Source organism: Stenotrophomonas sp. (genome assembly GCF_050737075.1).
GTDB lineage: Bacteria > Pseudomonadota > Gammaproteobacteria > Xanthomonadales > Xanthomonadaceae > Stenotrophomonas.
This window is the reverse complement of sequence record NZ_JBOHXV010000006.1, coordinates 1-16,934: the sequence shown is the minus strand read 5'-3', so window position 1 is coordinate 16,934 and position 16,934 is coordinate 1. Positions and strand designations below refer to the sequence as shown.

At 68.2% G+C, this 16,934-nt stretch carries 14 protein-coding genes; 11 read left to right on the top strand and 3 right to left on the bottom strand.

Annotation, left to right across the window (positions count from 1 at the left end; all coding sequences use genetic code 11):
- Positions 1 to 38 precede the first annotated feature (38 nt).
- From ACREPD_RS02310 to ACREPD_RS02290, 5 genes are all read left to right on the top strand, one after another.
- On the top strand, positions 39 to 2,591 hold the full coding sequence (locus ACREPD_RS02310; protein ID WP_431597791.1) for a fimbria/pilus outer membrane usher protein: 2,553 nt from the start codon (positions 39 to 41) through the stop codon (positions 2,589 to 2,591).
- Positions 2,588 to 3,931: a fimbrial protein gene (locus tag ACREPD_RS02305; protein WP_431597790.1), complete on the top strand. Its 1,344-nt coding sequence runs from the start codon at positions 2,588 to 2,590 to the stop codon at positions 3,929 to 3,931. Before ACREPD_RS02310 ends, ACREPD_RS02305 begins: the two co-directional genes overlap by 4 nt.
- Positions 3,932 to 3,936: 5 nt before the next feature.
- Positions 3,937 to 4,656, top strand: coding sequence for a fimbrial biogenesis chaperone (locus ACREPD_RS02300; RefSeq protein WP_431597789.1), 720 nt, complete (start codon positions 3,937 to 3,939; stop codon positions 4,654 to 4,656).
- A 528-nt stretch (positions 4,657 to 5,184) separates the two neighbouring features.
- On the top strand, positions 5,185 to 5,634 hold the full coding sequence (locus ACREPD_RS02295; protein ID WP_421569522.1) for a PA2169 family four-helix-bundle protein: 450 nt from the start codon (positions 5,185 to 5,187) through the stop codon (positions 5,632 to 5,634).
- Between the two features lie 156 nt (positions 5,635 to 5,790).
- On the top strand, positions 5,791 to 6,078 hold the full coding sequence (locus tag ACREPD_RS02290) for a hypothetical protein (protein WP_431597788.1): 288 nt from the start codon (positions 5,791 to 5,793) through the stop codon (positions 6,076 to 6,078).
- Between the two features lie 15 nt (positions 6,079 to 6,093).
- Here ACREPD_RS02290 and ACREPD_RS02285 read toward each other — a convergent pair whose 3' ends face one another.
- Positions 6,094 to 6,570, bottom strand: a complete 477-nt coding sequence (locus ACREPD_RS02285; protein WP_431597787.1) for a GNAT family N-acetyltransferase — start codon at positions 6,568 to 6,570, stop codon at positions 6,094 to 6,096.
- Between the two features lie 50 nt (positions 6,571 to 6,620).
- The gene (locus ACREPD_RS02280; RefSeq protein ID WP_431597786.1) at positions 6,621 to 7,445 is read right to left on the bottom strand and encodes a DUF6491 family protein; all 825 of its coding nucleotides are present in this window, start codon (positions 7,443 to 7,445) and stop codon (positions 6,621 to 6,623) included.
- 61 nt (positions 7,446 to 7,506) lie between these two features.
- Between ACREPD_RS02280 and ACREPD_RS02275 the strand changes: the two genes are divergently transcribed.
- The 5 genes from ACREPD_RS02275 to thrC all read left to right on the top strand — a co-directional run bounded on the left by ACREPD_RS02275 (position 7,507) and on the right by thrC (position 14,381).
- A complete protein-coding gene (locus ACREPD_RS02275) occupies positions 7,507 to 8,235 on the top strand; it encodes an AraC family transcriptional regulator (protein WP_431597785.1) in 729 nt (242 codons plus the stop codon).
- Positions 8,236 to 8,305: 70 nt separating this feature from the next.
- Entirely contained in the window at positions 8,306 to 9,253 is a 948-nt protein-coding gene (locus ACREPD_RS02270) for a DMT family transporter (RefSeq protein ID WP_431597784.1), read from the top strand.
- Between the two features lie 351 nt (positions 9,254 to 9,604).
- Complete coding sequence (gene thrA / locus ACREPD_RS02265; RefSeq protein WP_431597783.1) at positions 9,605 to 12,127, top strand: bifunctional aspartate kinase/homoserine dehydrogenase I; 2,523 nt, start codon at positions 9,605 to 9,607, stop codon at positions 12,125 to 12,127.
- On the top strand, positions 12,124 to 13,059 hold the full coding sequence (locus tag ACREPD_RS02260; RefSeq protein ID WP_431597782.1) for a homoserine kinase: 936 nt from the start codon (positions 12,124 to 12,126) through the stop codon (positions 13,057 to 13,059). Before thrA ends, ACREPD_RS02260 begins: the two co-directional genes overlap by 4 nt.
- 32 nt (positions 13,060 to 13,091) lie before the next feature.
- Positions 13,092 to 14,381 carry a threonine synthase gene (thrC, locus tag ACREPD_RS02255; protein WP_431597781.1) on the top strand — a complete coding sequence of 430 codons (1,290 nt, stop codon included), beginning with the start codon at positions 13,092 to 13,094 and terminating at the stop codon, positions 14,379 to 14,381.
- A gap of 36 nt (positions 14,382 to 14,417) precedes the next feature.
- On the opposite strand, the gene ACREPD_RS02250 is transcribed toward thrC, so the two are convergent.
- Complete coding sequence (locus ACREPD_RS02250; protein WP_431597780.1) at positions 14,418 to 15,161, bottom strand: Crp/Fnr family transcriptional regulator; 744 nt, start codon at positions 15,159 to 15,161, stop codon at positions 14,418 to 14,420.
- Between the two features lie 140 nt (positions 15,162 to 15,301).
- Between ACREPD_RS02250 and hisS the strand changes: the two genes are divergently transcribed.
- Complete coding sequence (gene hisS / locus ACREPD_RS02245) at positions 15,302 to 16,699, top strand: histidine--tRNA ligase (RefSeq protein ID WP_431597779.1); 1,398 nt, start codon at positions 15,302 to 15,304, stop codon at positions 16,697 to 16,699.
- Positions 16,700 to 16,934: the final 235 nt, after the last annotated feature.

The following is a 16,934-nucleotide window of genomic DNA, read 5'->3' as shown; positions in this document are numbered from 1 at the left end:
TCGCCGTTCCCGGTCTGTGGATGGTCGGCAGTGTCCTGATGGCAACCGCGGGAATGGTGCATGCGGAGGAAAGCAGCTACCACTTCGATGACCGACTCCTGATCGGCTCCGGGCTGGCCGGCGGCAGTCTGGAGCGTTTCAACCGCGCCGACCAGGTGGACCCTGGCACCTACCTTGTTGACGTGTACGTCAACGATGTCTACATCACCCGCAGCGAGGTGGTCTTCCGCGCGGCGGCCGATGGCGTGGCGCCGTGCATGCGCGAGACCTTTCTACAGCAGATGCTTCAGGTGCGGGCGCATGATCGCGCGCGCACCGGCGATGTTGAAGACGTCTGCCAGGACCTCGCTGCACGGTTGCCCGGCATGCAGTTCGCCTTCGACGCCGCGCGCCTGCGCCTGGATCTGTGGCTGCCACAGGCGCTGCTGCGCCGTACGCCGCACGATGCCGTCGATGCCGATCGCTGGGATCCCGGCGAAACCATGGCCTTCGCGAACTACGACCTCAACGCGAGCCATTCCAGCGTCAGTGCCGGTGCAGGCTCGGACTACGCATCGCTCGGCATCAATGCCGGGCTGAACCTGGGGCTATGGCGCGTGCGCCATCAGTCCAATGCCACGTATTCCCGTTCGCAGGGGCACGCGAACAACGCGTGGAACAGCATCCGCACCTATGCGGAGCGACCGCTGCCGCACTGGCGGAGCACGCTTGCCGTGGGCAACCAGTCGACCGAAGGCAACCTGTTCGGCAGCATTGGCTACCGGGGCGCACGGCTGGCCAGCGACGACCGGATGATTCCGGATTCGCAGCGAAACTACGCACCGCGCGTGCAGGGCATGGCGCCCGGCAAGTCCCGCGTGGTGATCAGCCAGAACGGCCGCAAGCTGCAGGAGACGATGGTCGCCCCCGGGCCCTTCGTCATCGACGACATCTACGGCGCCTCGTACGGTGGCGACCTTGAGGTGCAGGTCATCGGCGTTGACGGCAGCGTGTCGAGTTTCGCCGTGCCGTTCTCGGCGGTGCCCGAGTCGGTGCGGCCGGGATATTCCCGCTACAGCGCCACGGTGGGGGAAGCGCTTCTCCAAGGCGATGGCGACGAACGGCGCGCTTTCACCGAGCTCACGTATCAGCGCGGGGTGAGCAACCTGCTCACCCTCAATCTCGGCGCCCGCCTGGCCGAGGGCTACCAGGGGCTGCTGCTGGGTGGGGTGCTGGCCACGCACTACGGCGCGTTCGGCAGCAACGCCATCTTCTCGCGTGTCGAACAGGACGCGGCCAGTGCGCTGCAGGGCTATCGCCTGGAGCTCAACTACAGCAAGACCTTCCAGGCCACCGATACCACGCTGACGCTGGCGGGCTATCGCTATTCCTCGCGGGGCTACAGCGATCTCGGCGATGCGGTTGGCCCCCCCGGCATCGCCGTGCCGGGCGGCGCCGGCAACGATGGTTCGCGCCACCAGCGCAACCAGTTCCACGTGCTGGCCAACCAGCGGCTGGGCAACTACGGCAGCCTGTACGTGGCGGGCTCGGCGGCCGACTATTTCGACGGTGGCCAACGCGATGCGCAGTTCCAACTGGGGTATGCAAACACCTGGCGCAGGCTCAGTTACAGTCTTTCGCTGTCCCGGCAACGCGATTGTGCCGGAATGCAGAACGACGCGGGCTTCGCGCCGACGCTGCCCGCAGATCGCGCTCGCATCGAGCGATGCCCGGGTCGCAACACGCTCGGCCTGAGCGTGTCGCTGCCGCTGGGAACATCGCCGCGTGCACCGGTGGCCAGCGCCGTGGCATCCAGCAGACCGGGTGGTGCGGGCGCAGATCGCTATCAGGCGGTGCTCAGCGGCACCGTGGGTGAGGCGCGAAGCACCAGCTACTCGATCGCCGGCGGCCGTGGCGGAGCGGGCGAGGGTGGGCAATGGAGTGGCAGTGTGCAGACCCAGACCCCTGTCGCCAGCCTGAGTGCCGGCATTGCCGGAAGCGCGGACTACCGCCAGGCCAATGTGGGCATGCGCGGCGCCGTGGTCCTGCATCGCGAAGGCGTGACCCTGGGGCCCTACGTGGGCGATACGTTCGCGCTGCTCAAGGCCGAAGGCGCCTCGGGTTCCCGCGTGCGCGGCGGGCAGGGCGCGCGGGTGGACCGCAACGGCTTCGCGCTGGTGCCCTCGCTCTCGCCGTACCGCAACAATGCCATCGGCCTGGATCCGCAGGGCATTGCCGCAGATGCCGAGCTGGTGGACACCGAGCGAAAGGTCGCCCCGTACGCTGGCGCGGCACTGCGCGTGGAGTTCAAGACGCTGGGCGGACGCCCGATGGTGATCCGCGCAACGCGGGCCGATGGGTCGCCGCTTCCCCTGGGGGCCAGCGTGCTGGATGAGCAGGGCGTGGCGATCGGCATGGTCGGCCAGGCCGGGCAGGTCTACGCGCGCGCCGCGGCGCCACGCGGGCTGCTGCAGGTGAAATGGGGGGAGGGTGTGGACGACGGCTGCCGCCTGCCTTACTCGATGGAGGGTGTGGATGCCACCGGGCGCGGGCTGGTCGTCCTGCAAGGTAGCTGCGTAGGCAGTGCCGACGAACGTGGAGAAGCGCGATGAAGCGTTGTCTTTCCCTCCTGCATCTGATGCTGTTGTTGCTCGCAGCACCGGCGTGGGCGACCTGCTACAAGGTAATTGCGGTCGGTACGGCGACCACCACCGCGCTGGACCAGATTCGTCCCGGCGAAGGGACGGCGGCGTTCTGGGACGGCGCGTGTGATACCTGCAGTGGTTCGCTCGGGCTGCCCAGCGTGGTCAATGTGAGCGATCCCGGCTTCCAGCCCTATCCGGCGCTGCTGGCCAGCGCCGTGGTGCCGGCCACCCGGTACGCCTCGCCAGCCGGTTATGACGCCGAGCGGGTACTGTTCCGCTGCGCGGCGGCCGATGCGGTGTACGAAATGTACTCGACCAATGGAGACAATCTGTTCAGTGGCTGGTACAACGGCGGCGACAGCGTCGGCAATTCGGTTGGCCTGCAGGCCGCGTACCGGACCGCATGGCCGAACGTCCTGCTGCGCCTCACCCATGTGGAATCCGGTCGCTACTTCACCGATGTATGGGGCGAGCGATTGCTGACCGGTCTGGACACCGATTCGCGCGGCTTCAAGCTGGTCAAGGCGAAGAACCTGAGCGCGGTGCGTGCCGAACTGTTCAGTGCGCCATCGGAATCGACCTATTACTACGCGCCCGTGGCATCGCAGTTGTACGGCTACACCCAGCCGGCCGCCTACATCGCGATCAAGGGGCCAGGCCTGAGCTATCCCACGGTCGGCCAGACCCACTATGGGAACTACAGCGGGTGGTATGCCTTCTGGCCCGCCGCCATCAGCCTGTATGGCAACGTGACGCTGAAGCGGCAGCCTACGTGCGCCATCCTCACTGTCACCCCGCAGGTGGTGTTCCCCTCGATGTCCATTGCCGAGCTCAACGCCGGCGCCTCGCGCGAGGCGTCTTTCCAGGTCGGATTCAAATGCCAGACCGGCACGACCAGCAGCACCGCCGTCAACGGCACCTCGCTGGGAGTGAAGGTCTCCGCCGGCGCGCGGGCGGCCGCGTCGTCATTGGGTCTGGTCAACGCCAACGGCGGCGTGTCGCATCTGCTGTCGGACCGCTATGGCGAGGCTGGCATGGCAAAGGGGGTCGGTATCCGGATCCTTCGCGGCGGCAACGCCATCAACCTGCTGGGCGACGAGAATTCCTCGGCCGGCGTGAATGCGCAGGCGCACGGCTGGTACCCGGCGGTGGGCGCGTCATCCAATGCAGTGTCGACCAATGCCGGGGTTACCCAGTACAGCGAAACTTTCGGTGCGCGCATCGAGAAGATCGAGGCAGGCACGCGACCCGAGGTGTCGGCCGGGCGCGTGGAGGCCACCGCGCAGATCATCATCCGCGTGCAATGAACCCCATGCGCATTCTTTTAATTTTCGTGCTGCTGCTGGCCTGCGCAACTGCGCGGGCCGGAGTCACCGCCGAACGTACCCGGGTGATCTTCAATGCGGGCGATACCGAGACCGCGCTGCGCGTGGTGAACCAGAATTCCTACCCGGTCGTGGTGCAGGCCTGGATCGACGATGGCGACCCGGAGTCGACGCCGGATACCGCCGAGGCGCCGATCATTCCGCTGCCGCCGGTGTTCCGCCTTGAGCCTGGCGAGCAGCGCAGCCTACGACTGGTGTCGGTGGGCGCGACGCCGCCGAGCGACCGCGAGTCGCTGTACTGGCTGAACCTGTATGAGATTCCGCCTGACGCGGCGCGCGTGGCGGATGACGCGTCGTCGCGCCTGACGGTGACTCTGCGCACGCAGATGAAGGTCATCCATCGTCCCAAGGGCCTGTCGATGACACCGCAACGCGCCGTCGCGCGCATGGAATTCCGCGTCGAAGAAGGGCGGATGGCAGTGCTCAACCCCACGCCGTATGTGATGACATTGTCCGGCATCAGCCTCTGCAGCGACCCGCAGGAAGGTTGGGGGGAAGGAGCGCTGGTACGGCCCTTCGCGCAGGTTTGGGTCGCGCTGCCCGCATCGAACTGCGCACGCAGCACCAACGCGGTGCGCTTCAGCTGGATCGATGACGATGGAAACATCCAGCAGGGGAGTGCTCGGTTGCAGGGCGCGCAGTCGTAATGTGGTCGAGTGGCACACGCCTCCGTCGCTGCGTGTTTACCTCTCGCATGCGACGGTGAGGACTCACACGCACTGGAGCCTACGTATGTCAGCCATCCATTCACGCGTCGCATCCGCAGCGCCGGCGGGAGGGCAGGTGCCCGCGCCGGGCCCGGTGCCGGAAGCGCCGCCGACACCGGTCGAAGCACCGCCCGCGCAGGACCCTCCCGTGCAGGATCCACCCGGTGAAGTACCCCCCGAGCGCGATCCGCCGCCAGCGGAACCGCCGCTGGAAGCACCGGTGCCGCCGGGTGAACCCGTGCAACTGTGAACCCAGCGACGCTCTCATCACGCGAACTGTTCACGTAGCGCGATCCCGGCGCGAAGCACGCAGTGACAGGAGCAACACGCGCCGCAAACGCGGTTTTTTCACTGCTCACACATCGCTTAACCCTTCGTTTTGAAGGTCACGCGGACTTCATTGCAGATGCGGAAAGGTGGGGTCACCCAAGCACGGGTCATCCAATGAATTTCCAGGAGTAGATACCAGTGAGCACCGAATCGAATACCGCCCACACCCTCAATGACCTGATCGAGATCGCCCGCGACGGCAAGGACTTCTACACCGAAGCGGCCGGCAAGGTGAAGGACGCAGAGCTCTCCGCGCTGTTCACCCGCATCGCCGGCGTCAAGGCCGACATCGTCAACTCGCTGAGCAGCACCGTGCTGGCTGCCGGCGGCAAGCCGGCCGACCATGGCACGGTGGTGGGTTCCATGCAGCAGTTCTACGGCAAAGTCCGTGCCACCTTGGGCGATACGCAGTACGGCTACGTGGCTGAACTTGAAGAGTCCGAGGATCGCCTGTTGAAGGCGTTCAAGGACACCCTCAACGACAGCGACACCCCGCCGGCCGCTCGCCAGGAAGTGACCCGCCTTCTTCCGCTCGTGCAGGAAACGCATGAAGTGATGCGCACCCGCAAGCATGCGTTGAAGCACTGATCAGTGCGGCGGCGCATGCGCTGCCAACGTGAGGTTGCGAGCGCCCCGGTTCAGCCGGGGCGTTCGCGTATCAGGGCATGGCGCGATTCCGGACCCCCGCGTACGGCGCTCCGGGATATGGTGCATACTCGGTGACAGGTAGGATTGGAATTCGTCATGGAACACATGCGTTGGCTTACGCTTCGTCTTGGCAATAACCAGTCTATTGGGCCAAAGGACCTGTTGGTCCTTTGGTCGGACGCGTGCGAGACCAACCAGGCGTCGGTCACCCGCGACACGCAGGCGGGGCGCTCTATCGCGTACGCGCTGCATGCGCCCACTTCGCTGGCCTATCCCAAGCGCGCTGAACTGCGCATGCGCGACAAGCTCGAAAAGGCGGGTTACACCTTTACCATGGGCTCGCTGGCCGACCGCCCCGCGCCACAGCCGGTGCGCTTCCGCTGAGTGCGGGCGCCGGATTCATTCCGTTGCGGACACGCTCCGCTGCATGATCCGCACCGGCGCGCCACTGGCGTGCACCTGCATTTCCAGTGGTTTCCAGCCCAGCCGCCGATACAGCCCTCCGTCGTCGCGCTCGGTCTGCAGATAGACGTCGCGCACGCCAAATCCGCGCCCGCGCGTCATCACCTCCTCGATCAGCCGTGCCGCCAGCCCATGGCCGCGCTGTGATTCGCATACATAGACCCCGCCCAGCCAGTGCAGGCGCTCGGGGCGCTCGGTGCGCTCATGGAATTTCAGCTGCGCCGCGGCGACCAGCTGCTGGTCCTGCATCGCCAGCAGCAGCAAGGGCAGCTCGTCCTGCTGAAGGAATACTTCCAGCCGTACCTGCTCATCGTCCAGGGTCATTCCGGGCACATGACGGCCCCACGTGTCGAAGTACCAGCGCGCCACCTGTGGCAACAGGTGCGGCGCTTCACTGAGTGAAATGAACTGCATGTCGGCTCCTGATGTCCGAACAGCACAGTGACCCGCGATGCATGCGCGGATCAGGGGGCGGGGTAGACCGCCAGGATGTTGCAGCGGTCGCCCACGCCGATGTCGCCCTTGGGCAGGTGGGCGTCGCGGTCGATCAGGGTATCGATCGTGGGTTCGACGTGCGGCAGCACCTCAACCACATCCCCCTTGTTGCCGCAGATGACGCCGGTGCTGTATCCCGAGCGGAAGCGGATCGCCGGCGAATGCATCAGCGAACGGCAGACCGCACCGACCTCGACCACGTAGCGGCGATGCGCATCGGACGTTCGAGCGCGGGTCTCCACGGTGAACCCCTGTGCGGTTTCGCTCCAGCTGCGGACGTCGCGCGTGGCGAAGCAGTAGGACGGCGAACCCCGGAAGGTACGCTTGCGCTCCTTGACGTTCACCGTTTCCAGCGTGGCGATGCCGTCGCGGTCGCTGCGCCGGGCTTCCTGCGCGAACTCACGGCGGGTGATCGGCTCTACCGAGGCGATCGCACAGCTGCGCTCCCCGGCCATGACGTGTTCCTCGCCGGTGCCGCAGACCCAGCTCTCCGGTGCGGCCACGCGGGGGTCGGTGGCGGCCATCAGGCCCGGGCACGCATCGCGGAACGTAATGCGCCAGGTGGACTGGTCGGCCGCCAGCAGCGAGATGTTGTCCGGCGCGACCTGGTTCATTTCACGCAGTCCGCGGGCGTCCATGCAGTGTGGGCCGGGAGCGACGCGTGCAGGCTGATCGGCCGGCGCAGGCGACGCCGGGCCCTGCGCACTGGCCAAGGGCGTGCAGGCGAGGGCCAGTGCCAGCAGCACGGTCGGCCGCAGAAGCGGGCGGCGGATCAAATAGTTGATATACGTCACAGTGCGCACTCCATGCTTACAGGACACGCCCGACTATAGCACCGGCTACCATGGGCACGACATGAGCTCACCTGCCTTCAACCTGCGTCGCTACGGTCCGTCGTCGGAGGTGGACCGCCATGACTTTGCGCAATGGGTCATCCCCGTGCGCGGCGAGCTGGCGTTTGAACTGGAAGGACGCGGCGCGCGCCTGGACGGCCTGCAGGGCGCCTTCGTGGCCCCCGATGCCGGGCATGCGCAGTGCGCGGGCGATGACGACCGCTTCCTGATCGTCGGCTGCCCCGCAGCGCTGATTGATGACGACACGCTGGCGCGCCTGCAGCGGCAACCCCTGCTCGCGCTGCCGGCCGGGGTGCGCGCCATGGCCCTGTCCGTGGCGCGGATGGGCCCGGACCGCATCGCCGCCGAGGTGGTACAGCGTGAACTGCCTGCGGTGCTGCAGGCGTTTTCGCTGGCCGGTAGTGCCACGCGCCTGCAGGCGGTATGCGCGCGCATTGCGCAGTCACCCGGCCAGGCGTGGCCGGTCGAGCGCATTGCGGCCGAGGTAGGGGTGAGCAGCAGCCGGCTGCACGTCCTGTTTCGCGAGGCGTTCGCGCTCAGCCCGCAAGGCTGGTTGAGCGCCAGCCGGTTGCGCTGGGCGCGCGGCCGGTTGGCGGAGACCGAGCTCCCCATTGCCGACATCGCCCAGCACGCGGGGTATTCCGAACAGAGCGCTTTGACACGGGCGTTGCGCCGCGAATGGGCCATGACCCCGGCCGAATACAGGCGTCGGCACCGCCCCGCGCAGTAGCCTGGGTCAAGATCGGCTGTGGCTGCGCGCCTACACTGGCGCCGTCTTTTCGCGGAATGCGTGTACGTAGATGAAGCGTTCGATGGGTGTCGGTATCGCCAACGGGATTGCCGCCGGTGCGTTGTGGGGCGTCGTGTTCCTGGCACCGGCGATGCTGGGTCAGTTCAGTGCCGTGCAGCTGTCGGCAGGCCGCTATCTGGTCTACGGGTTGATTGCGGTGGTGCTGCTGGCGCCGCGCTGGCGTGAACTGCGCCAGCGCATTGGCGGAGCGGAATGGCGGGGGCTGCTGTGGCTCAGCCTGGCCGGCAACCTGGTGTATTTCGTGCTGCTCGCCTGCGCGGTGCAATGGGCCGGAGGCGCAGCGGCAGCACTCATTGTGGGGCTCATTCCGGTGGTGGTGACGGTGGCTGGCGCGCGCGAGCAGGGGGCCGTGCCGTTGCGCAGGCTGACACCGGCGCTGGTGCTGTGCCTGTTCGGCGTGGGCCTGGTGGGCTACGAGGCGCTGCAGGCCGGCCATGCGCAGGGGGAGGCGAATCGCCGTGTGCTGGGCCTGGCCTGCGCGTTCGGTGCCTTGTTTTCCTGGGCGCTGTACTCGATTGGCAACAGCCGCTGGTTGGCGCGGCGACCAGACCTGAGCGGGCACGACTGGTCGCTGCTGACCGGGGTGACCACCGGGGCGCTGGCGCTGCTGCTGGTGCCCAGCGCGTTCGTGCTGTCCAACGCGGAGCATCCACGCATGGATTGGCTGTGGTTCTGGGCCATCAGTGCCGGCGTGGCGGTGGTGGCCTCGGTGCTGGGCAACGCGTGCTGGAACCGCGCGAGCCGCAACCTGCCGCTGACCCTGACCGGCCAGATGATCGTGTTCGAGACCCTGTTCGCGCTGCTGTATGGCTTCGCCTGGCAGCGACGCTGGCCGACGCTGATGGAACTCCTGGCGGTCGTCTGCCTGGTGTCCGGGGTGCTGCTGTGCGCGCATGCGCATCGTCCGCCGCGGGCGGTGGCCGAGCATGCGGGCTGATGGCGTTGTGGCGTCTGGATGGTCACATTCGCAACTTTTTTGCCGACGATCCGCGCCGATCGCGGCCTGCACGATCTTGCACTGCAGCACTTGACAAGCAGGGGGGCGGCGTAGTTTTCTTGACCCATGGTCCTTGCCGCCGCCACCGCCACGTTGCACACCACCGCCTCCCGCGGCGGCATGCACGTGTCCGTTCCTGGCACCGGTACCACCACCATTACCACCGTCACCACTCGCCCGGTGCGGCCCGTCGTCTTCGCGTAATTTCCGAAAACAACGGCCCCGCACCAGATCAGGTGGCGGGGAACAACCTTCCAGCTGACCGACGCGGGGCCTCGAATCGAGGTCAGCATGTCTTCTGTCGCCGCTTCATCCGATGCCGCCGCATCCCCCGGTTCCTCCTCGCCGCTGCGCGCCGCCACGGCCACGGTCGTGCACAAGTTCGGCGGTACCTCCGTTGCCGATGCCGATCGCTACCGGCACGTAGGGCAGCTGCTGCTGGCCCGCGACGAAGCCGTCCAGGTCACCGTGGTGTCGGCGATGAAGGGCGTGACCGACGCCTTGATCGCGCTGGCCGAGTGCGCCTCGCTGGACGCGCCGCAGTGGCGCGACGACTGGCACGCACTGCGGGCGCGGCATCGCGGCGCCGCAGTGGCGCTGCTCGGCGAGCATGCCGGTGCCACCGTCGAGTGGCTGGATGCGCGTTTCGATCAGCTGGCGGATGTGCTCGCAGCCCTGGCGGTGATCGGCGAACTGCCGCGCGAGGTGCTTGATCGCGTGCAGGGGCTGGGCGAGGTCTACTCGGCGCAGCTGCTGGGGCAGTATCTGCAGACGTTGGGCGGTGAGTGCGCGGTGCTCGACGCGCGCGACGTCCTCGTGGTGGACCGGGGCGAGCTGGGCGTGGACGTCGACTGGGTGCAGAGCGCGCAGCGGCTGGCGGAGTGGCGGGAGCGCCACCCGCAGCCACGCGTGGTGGCCACCGGCTTCGTTGCCCGCGACCGCCGCAACCGGGTGACCACGTTGGGCCGCAATGGCAGCGACTATTCCGGTGCGATCTTCGCCGCGCTGTTCAACGCCGATGAACTGCATATCTGGACCGATGTGGACGGGGTGCTCTCGGCCGACCCACGGGTGGTGCCCGAAGCCGTGCAGCTGGAGGCGCTCAGCTACGACGAGGCCTGCGAACTGGCGTATTTCGGGGCCAAGGTGGTGCACCCGCAGACCATGTCGCCGGCCATCGAGCGCGGCCTGCCGATCATCATCCGCAATACCTTCCGGCCCGATCATCCGGGCACGCGGATCACCGCCGAACGGACCGCATCCGGCCCGATCAAGGGCCTCACCCTGAGCCCGGGGCTCGCTCTGCTGAACCTGGAAGGCACCGGTCTGATCGGCGTGCCGGGCACCGCCGAACGCGTGTTCGCGGCGCTGCGCAACGCGCATGTGTCGGTGGTGATGATCTCGCAGGGTTCCTCCGAACACTCGATCTGCTGCGTGGTGCCGCAGCTCGTGGCGCAGCAGGCGCGCGATGCGCTGCTGCAGGCCTTCGCGCATGAGCTGGGCCTGGGCCAGGTGCAGCGCGTGCAGCTCACCGACAACGTGAGCGTGCTGGCCGCCGTGGGCGATGGCATGGCCGGGCAGCCCGGCGTGGCCGCGCGCCTGTTCGAATCGCTGGGGCGGGCGCAGGTGAACATCCTGGCGATCGCGCAGGGCTCGTCGGAACGCAACATCTCGGTGGCGGTGGACAGCGGCCACGCCACGAAGGCACTGCGCGCCGCGCACGCCGGGTTCTGGCTGTCGCCGCAGACGTTCTCGGTGGGGGTGATCGGGCCCGGCAATGTCGGTGCGGCGCTGCTGGACCAACTGCTGACCGCCCAGCCCACGCTGTTGACGCGTGCCAACGTCGATCTGCGTCTACGTGCGGTGGCCTCGCGCAGCCGCATGCGGCTGGATGCGCGCGGCGTACAGGGCGACTGGCGTGCCGCACTCGCCGGCCAGGCGCAGGCGACCGACCTGGATGCCTTTACCGACCACCTGCTGTCCGCGCATCTGCCGCACGCCCTGATCATCGATTGCAGCGGCAGTGCCGAGGTGGCAGACCGCTATGCCGGCTGGTTGGCGGCGGGTATCCACGTGGTGACCCCGAACAAGCAGGCCGGTGCCGGTCCGCTGGAGCGCTACCACGCCATCCGCGACGCGGCCGCCGGCAGTGGCGCACGCTTCCGCTACGAGGCCACGGTGGGCGCGGGTCTGCCGGTGATCACCACCCTGCGCGACCTGGTGGACACCGGTGACGAGGTGCTGGCCATCGATGGCATCTTCTCGGGCACGCTGGCCTGGCTGTTCAACAAATACGATGGCGAGGTGCCGTTCTCGGCGCTGGTCGCGCAGGCGCGCGGCATGGGCTACACCGAGCCGGACCCGCGCGACGATCTGTCCGGCGTGGACGTAGCCCGCAAGCTGGTGATCCTGGCGCGCGAGGCCGGGCGCGAGCTGAGCCTGGCGCAGGTGTCGGTGGAAAGCCTGGTGCCGGAGGCGCTGCGCCAAGCCAGCGTCGAGGACTTCATGAGCGGGCTCGATGCGGTGGATACGGCGTTCGCCGAGCGGCTGGCGCAGGCGCGTTCCCGCGGTGCGGTGCTGCGTTACGTGGCACGGCTGTCGGCCGATGCGGCGCAGGTCGGGCTGGTCGAGCTGCCGGCCAACCATGCCTTCGCCAACCTGCGTCTGACCGACAACGTGGTGCAGTTCACCACGCGCCGTTATTGCGACAACCCGCTGGTGGTGCAGGGCCCCGGTGCGGGCCCGGAGGTCACGGCCGCAGGCGTGTTCGCCGACGTGTTGCGGGTGGCGGCCGGCGAAGGAGCACGCCTGTGAGTGTGGTTGCTCACGTGGACGAAGCCCGCGCGTTCTCGCCCGCGTCGGTGGGCAATGCCGCCGTGGGGTTCGACATCCTGGGGCACGCCATCGCCGGGGTCGGCGATACGGTCACAGTGCGTCGTATCGACGCGCCGCTGATACGCATCGCCGCGATCCGCGGCACCACTGTCGACCTGCCGCTGCACGCGGCCGACAACACCGCCGGCGCGGCCCTGATCGCGATGCGCGAGGCGCTGGCCCTGCCGTTCGGCTTCGAGCTGGAGATCGACAAGGGCATTGCACTGGGCTCAGGCATGGGCGGTTCGGCGGCGTCGTGCGTGGCGGCGCTGGTCGCGGCCAATGCACTGTTGGAGGCGCCGCTGCCACGCGAGGCGCTGTACCCGTTCGCGCTGACCGGCGAGGCCGTGGCCAGCGGTGGCCGCCATGGCGACAACCTGGGCCCAATGCTGCTGGGCGGGCTGGTGCTGAGCACCGCCGAGCGTCTGGTGCGCATTCCGGTGCCGGCCGCGTGGCACAGTCTGCTGGTGCATCCGGACGCGGTACTGGAGACACGCCGCGCCCGCGCCGCGCTGGAGGGCAGCTATGCGCTGTCGACCTTCGTCGAGCAGAGCGCGAACCTGGCGTTGGTGCTGAGCGGCTGCTTCAGCGGCGATGCGGCGCTGGTGCGCGCCGGCCTGCGCGACGTGCTGGTGGAGCCACGCCGCGCCGGGCTGATTGTGGGCTTCGAGGCGGCGCGCAACGCGGCACTCGCTGCCGGCGCGATGGGCGCCAGCATTTCGGGTGCCGGTCCGAGCGTGTTCGCGTGGTTTGAGACGCAGGCCGAGGCGCAGGCCGCGCAGGCCGGCGTGCAGCGTGCGTTTGCCGAGGCCGGCTTCGACAGCCAGGCGTGGGTGTCGCCGTTGGATGCGCCGGGCGCGCGCCTGCTGTGAACGTGGCTTCCTTTTCCCCTCCAGGACTTTCCATGAATTTCGTTTCGACCCGATTTGCGGCACCGGCGGTATCACTCAGTGCCGCGGTCGCCGCGGGCCTGGCGCCCGATGGCGGCCTGTATGTGCCTGCGAAGCGGCCGCTGCCGCAGCGATGGGCAGGGCGGGGCAGCCTGGTCGGCGACGCCGAGGCGGTACTGGCGCCGTTCTTTGCCGGTGACGCGTTGGCCCCGTACCTGGGCGAGCTGTGTGCGGAGGCGTTCAACTTCCCCGCGCCGCTGCGGGCGCTGTCCACGCCCGGCGACCATGTGCTGGAGCTGTTCCATGGGCCCACGGCCGCGTTCAAGGACTTCGGTGCACGCTTCCTGGCGGCCAGCCTGGCCCGGCTGCAACGCGACCGCGCCCGGCCGCTGACGATCGTGGTGGCGACCTCCGGCGACACCGGCGCCGCGGTGGCGGCCGCGTTCCATCGCCAGCCGGGGATCCGCGTGGTCGTGCTGTATCCGGACGGGCGGGTATCGCCGCGCCAGGCGCACCAGTTGGGGTGTTTCGGCGACAACATCCACGCGCTGCGCGTGTCCGGTTCCTTCGATGACTGCCAGGCGATGGTCAAGCAGGCACTAAGCGACCGCGAACTGCAGGCGCAGGTGCCCTTGAGTTCGGCCAACAGCATCAGCCTGGGGCGTTGGCTGCCGCAGATGAGTTACTACGCGCACGCGGCGTTGGCCCACCACGCGGCCAGCGGCGAACTGCTCAACCTGGTGGTGCCGACCGGAAACCTGGGCAATGCGATGGCGGCGGTGCTGGCGCGCGCGATGGGCCTGCCGCTCGGGCGGATCGCACTGGCCACCAATGCCAATGACGTACTGCCGCGCTTCTTCCATGGCCAGGCGTACCAGCCGACGCAGAGTGTGGCGACCCTGGCCAATGCGATGGACGTGGGCGCACCGAGCAACTTCGAACGGCTGCGCTGGCTGTACGCCAATGACGAGGCCGCGCTGCGCCTGGGCTTCCGCGCCGAGGCCGTCGATGACGCGGCGATCCGCGAGCTCATCGCGCGGCGCTACGCGGCGGCGGGCGAGGTGTTCTGCCCACACACCGCGACGGCGGTGGCGCTGCTCGAACGCCTGCGTGCCGAGGGCGCAACGGGGCACTGGGCGGTGGCGGCAACGGCACACCCGGCCAAATTCGAATCGGTGGTGGAGCCGCTGATCGGCCGCCCCATCGAGGTACCCCCGGCACTGGCGGCGCTGCTGGAACGCCAGGCGCACGCCGAACCGTGCCCGCCAGACTACGCGGCGCTGCGCGAATTCCTGCTGTCATGACAATGCGTAGCGCCGGGCTCTGCCCGGCGACCGCGCTCAGGCGCCGCAGAGCGCCTGCAACCGCGCCTCGTCCAGAATCTCGACCGTATTGAGATGGGGCAGGGCAATCAACCCCTGTTGGCGCAGCTTGGTGAACGTGCGGCTGACGGTTTCCATGGTCAGGCCCAGATGGTCGGCGATATCGCTGCGGCCCATCGGCAGGGTCACGCGCAGGCCGTTGCCGCCCAGGCGGGCCTCGCGCACGGCCAGGCGCAGCAGGAAATCGGCCAGCTTCTCGGCCGGCTGCAGGCGGCCCAGGGCCAGCGCGGCATCGGCGGCGTCATCCAGCGCCTGGCAGGCGCGCTGCAGCAGCTTGCGCTCCAGGTGCGGGTAGCGGGCGCGCAGGTCCTTCATCTGGCCCAAGGCCACGCGGCAGACACGGCTGTCGGCAATGGCCTCGATGTCGTAGCGGTGATGGTCGCTGCCGCTCAACCCCACGTAGTCGCCCGGGAGCACGAAGCCGCTGATCTGGCGGCGGCCATCGGCGAGGGTGCGGACCAGGCGCAGGGCGCCACGGGTCAAGGTATAGACATGTTGGCGCGGCTCCCCGGCACGGGCGAGCGTGGCGCCCAGCGCCAGCGGCTGGGAGACGGTGACACGCTCCAGTGCCTGCACTTCATCGGGCGACAGCGCCGAGCACACGGCCAGGTGCCGCACGGAGCAGTGCAGGCAGTCGCGCAGCGGCGAACAACCGGGTGCGGGGTCGTCTACGGCAGCGAGTACGGGGTGGGGCCGGGTCATGTCGAGTCAGGAAGCGGGGCCTGTCTATGATACGCCATGCGGTCGCCGGCCCGGTTTCCGGCCGTCATTACGGCTGTATCGCCCGGCTCCGGCTAGAATATGCAGCTCGCTCATCCCCCCGTTCCGCAGGAGTCCCGCAAGTGATCAAGCCCCGTACGCCGCCCGGCATCATGGAATTGCTGCCGCGCGAGCAGATCGCGTTTCAGCGCATGCTGGACGTCATCCGCCGCAATTACGAGCGGTTCGGGTTCCTGCCGGTGGAAACCCCGGTGTTCGAGCTGTCGGATGTGCTGCTGACCAAGTCCGGTGGCGAGACCGAGCGCCAGGTGTATTTCGTGCAGTCGACCGGCGCGCTGGCCAATGCAGCCGAAGCAGGCGACAAGAGCCTGCCGGAGCTTGCGCTGCGTTTCGACCTGACGGTGCCGCTGGCACGCTATGTGGCCGAGCACGAGCACGATCTGACGTTCCCGTTCCGCCGTTACCAGATGCAGCGCGTGTACCGTGGTGAACGCGCGCAGCGCGGTCGTTTCCGCGAGTTCTACCAGTGCGACATCGATGTGATCGGCAAGGATGCGCTGAGCACGCGTTACGACGCGGAAGTGCTGGCGGTGATCCACGCGGTGTTCGCGGAGCTGCGTATCGGCGATTTCTCGGTGCAGCTGAACAACCGCAAGCTGATGCGCGGGTTCTTCGAGAGCCTGGGCGTGGCCGACGGCGAGCGCCAGATGGCGGTGCTGCGCGAGGTGGACAAGCTCGACAAGCGCGGCCCGGACTATGTGCGCGAGACGCTGACCGGCGAAGGCTTCGCGATTCCGGCGGAGCAGGTGGAGCGGATCCTGGCCTTCGTGGCGGTGCGCTCGAGCAGCCATGCCGACGCGCTGGCGCAGCTGGACGCGCTGGTGGCCGACGGTACGGCCAGCGAGACGCTGAAGCTGGGCGTTGCCGAACTGCGCGAGGTGCTGCAGCTGGTGAAGGCGCTGGGCGTGCCGGAAGCCGCGTACTGCCTGAACTTCTCGATCGCGCGCGGGCTGGATTACTACACCGGCACGGTGTACGAGACGACGCTGACCGACCACCCGCAGATCGGCTCGATCTGTTCGGGCGGCCGCTACGAAGACCTGGCCAGCCACTACAGCAAGTCGAAGCTGCCGGGCGTTGGCATTTCGATCGGCCTGACCCGCCTGTTCTGGCAGCTGCGCGAGGCAGGCCTGATCGCCGGCATCGAAGACAGCAGCGTGCATGCGCTGGTGGCATTGATGGACGACAACGGCCTGGCCGATTCGCTGGATATCGCCCGTCGCCTGCGCGTGGGTGGCATCAACGCGGAGGTGCAGATGGAGCCGAAGAAGATCGGCAAGCAGTTCCAGTACGCGGCCAAGGCGGGCATCCGCTTCGTGGTGCTGGCCGGTGACGACGAGCTGGCACGCGGCGTGGTGGCGGTGAAGGATCTGCTGCGCGAGCAGCAGTTCGAAGTCGCCCGCGACGAGCTGGCCAGCGCGCTGCAGGTGGAGCTGGAGCAGACGCGCGCTATGGCGTGAGTCTGGCTGCTCTGTTTTGGATGTAAACAACGGCACCTTCGGGTGCCGTTGTTGTTTGTGTGCATTTGATTGCATGGTTTCTCTGTGCACCGGGCGTTGCCCGGCGTTTCATGCATTCGGGCGAACAGCCGTGGCCTCCGAACGTGCTTGGCTTGGGCCGGCGGCGGTGGGTTTGCGGGGGACGCCGTGAACCCGTCCATGGGGGCTTAGTCGCCGCATCCATGCGGCTCATACC